This window comes from Actinomadura sp. HBU206391, from assembly GCF_014323665.1.
In the GTDB taxonomy this organism is placed as follows: Bacteria; Actinomycetota; Actinomycetes; order Streptosporangiales; family Streptosporangiaceae; genus Actinomadura_C.
Genome location: NZ_JABVEB010000479.1, coordinates 1 through 2,466, shown reverse-complemented (window position 1 = coordinate 2,466; position 2,466 = coordinate 1). Strand labels below are relative to the sequence as shown.

Sequence of the window (2,466 nt, the reverse complement as noted above, 5' to 3'; positions counted from 1 at the left end):
GGCCGCGAGCCCCGTGCTCGCGCAGCAGCTGGGTCAGGTGGCCCAGCAGCTGTCAGGAGCGCCCGTCGCGGTGGCGCACGACGTGGTGGCCGCCGACTCCGACGATCCGCGCGGCGCGGGGTTCAGTGCCATGGTGCTCCCGCTGGTGATGTCCGGGATCGCCGCTGCGGGTCTGCTCACGCTGCTGGTCTCATCGGTCGCGTGGCGGGCGGTGGGCGTCCTGGTGTTCGCGGGGCTCGGCGGGTTCGCGGCGGCCGCGCTGGCGCAGGGCTGGCTGTCGATCCTGCCCGGCTCCTACCTCACCGTCTCGGCCGCCGTGGCGCTCGCGGTGTTCGCCGTCACCGGCGCCGTCGTGGCGCTGGCCGCGGTCGTGGGGCGCGCCGGTCTCGGGCTCGGCGCGCTGACCATGCTGCTGGTCGGCAACCCGCTGTCGGCGGCCGCGTCGGCCCCCGAACTGCTGCCCGAGCCCTGGGGCGCGATCGGCCAGGCACTTCCTCCGGGCGCGACGGTCTCGCTGCTCCGGTCGGTCGTGTTCTTCGACGGGGCCGCCGCCGGCGGGCCGCTGGCCGTGCTGCTGGCCTGGGCGGCCGGCGTGGTGCTCCTGCTGGGAGCCGGAGCGCTGCGCGATCGGTCCAAGGCGCCGGCGCCTGTGACGCCCGAGCCCGCGCTCGCCGGCTGATCCCCATCTCATCCGTGAAGGGCCTCACCTGAGGCCCTTCACGATTCGCCCGGGCGATGCGGCCGAGATCCGCGCGCCGCCGCCCCGGCAAAGACCGGCTCATGGGACGGCCCCTTTCGCTCGCCACGCGTCCGCCCGCCCGAGCCGGCGGGCACGTCTGTGGTAAATCGATTGCTCAGGGTGACGTGGTGGTCGCCGGCGAAGTGTCCGGCGCCGACCAACGCGCCGCGCCGACCAACGCGCCGGGCCCGCCGGCCGAGGCGGCTCGGGGGCACCGGCAGCCGGGCACGGGGGATCACGTGAGAGCGCTCGTACGGGGAATCGGCGCGATCGCCATGGCGCTGCTGACCGGCGGCTGCGGCGAACGGCCCGTTCCGCCCGAGATCGAATGGCAGCCGGCGCCGGGGCTGCCCGCGTTCGACATCAACCCGGTGCCGCGCGAGCAGCTCCGGACGGGCGGCACGCTGAGATGGGCTCTCGCGGAGTTTCCCCGGCAGTGGAATCTCTCCCGCGAGGGCGGCGGCGCCGGGCCGGCCGCCGACGTGCTGTCCGGGCTGCTTCCCCAGGTGATGCGGTGCGACGAGAAGGGGGTGCCGCACCCCGACCCCGACTACGTTGCGAACGTGACGGTCGGCGACCGATCCGGCCGCCAGGCCGTCACCTACGCCCTCAACCCGCGCGCCGCGTGGTCCGACGGCAGACCGATCACCTATCGCGACTACGTGGCGCAGGCGCGTGCGCTGTCCGGACGGGACAAGAGGTTTCGCCCGGCCGCTGTGACCGGTTACGACCAGATCGAGACGATCGGCCGGGGCGCCGGCGACCACGAGGTCGTCGTCACCTTCGCCCGGCCGTTCGGCGACTGGCCGAGGCTGTTCAGCCCGCTCTACCCCGCGGCGACCAACTCCGATCCCGCCGCGTTCGCGCACGGCTGGTCCGGCCGCATCGCCGCGACCGCGGGGCCCTTCAGGGTCGAGAACTTGGACGCCGCCGCCGGGACCCTCACCGTCGGCCGCGATCCCCGCTGGTGGGGCAGGCCGCCCAAGCTCGACCGGATCGTCTATCAGGCGATGGACGTCGCCGCGCTCCCCGCCGCCCTCGCCTCGGGGCGGATCGACCTCATGGACATCGGCTCGGACGTCACCGTCTACCGGCACGCCGCCCACGCCGAGGACATCGCCGTGCGGACGGCCGGCGGCCCCGGCTCGCGCAACCTGGCCTTCAACGTCACCAGGCCGCCGCTGTCGGACGTCAGGGTGCGGCAGGCGCTCATGCTCGCCATCGACCGCCGGGCGGTCGGCGCGGACCTCGACCGGCTCGCCCAGCCCCTGAACAACCACTTCTACCTGAACAGCCAGGCCGGATACCAGGACAACTCCACGGGGCTGAGCGCCTACGACCCCGGTCGGGCCATGCGGCTGCTCGACCGGGCGGGCTGGACGCGGCGCGGCGATCAGAGGGTCAGGAACGGCAAGGTCTTGAGGCTGCGGCTCGCCGTCCCCTCGGGGGCTCCCGGCGACACGCGGGAGCCGCTGCTCGTTCAGGACATGCTGAAGCGCATCGGCGTCACGCTGGACGTCGAGACGGTACCCGCGCGCCGGCTCGTCCCAGATCACGTGAGGCGCGGCGATGCCGACCTCGCCGTGTTCTCCTGGCCGGGCGGACCGTTTCCGGTCAGCTCCCTGCGCTCGAACTTCGTCACGCCGAAGGGCGACCGCGTCCCCGGCGGCGCACTCCGGGAGGACGCGGCGGCCATCGACGAGGCGATGGACCGCGCGCTGCGCGAA

Annotated in this window: 2 protein-coding genes; both read left to right on the top strand. The window is 74.4% G+C overall.

Going from position 1 to position 2,466, the window contains the following annotated elements:
• Window positions 1-679: hypothetical protein (locus HKK72_RS38565; protein WP_187239321.1), on the top strand; the 679-nt coding region annotated here is incomplete at its 5' end.
• Window positions 680-867: 188 nt separating this feature from the next.
• Window positions 868-2,466 (top strand): ABC transporter family substrate-binding protein (locus HKK72_RS38560; RefSeq protein ID WP_187239320.1); only part of this gene is annotated, 1,599 nt, incomplete at its 3' end.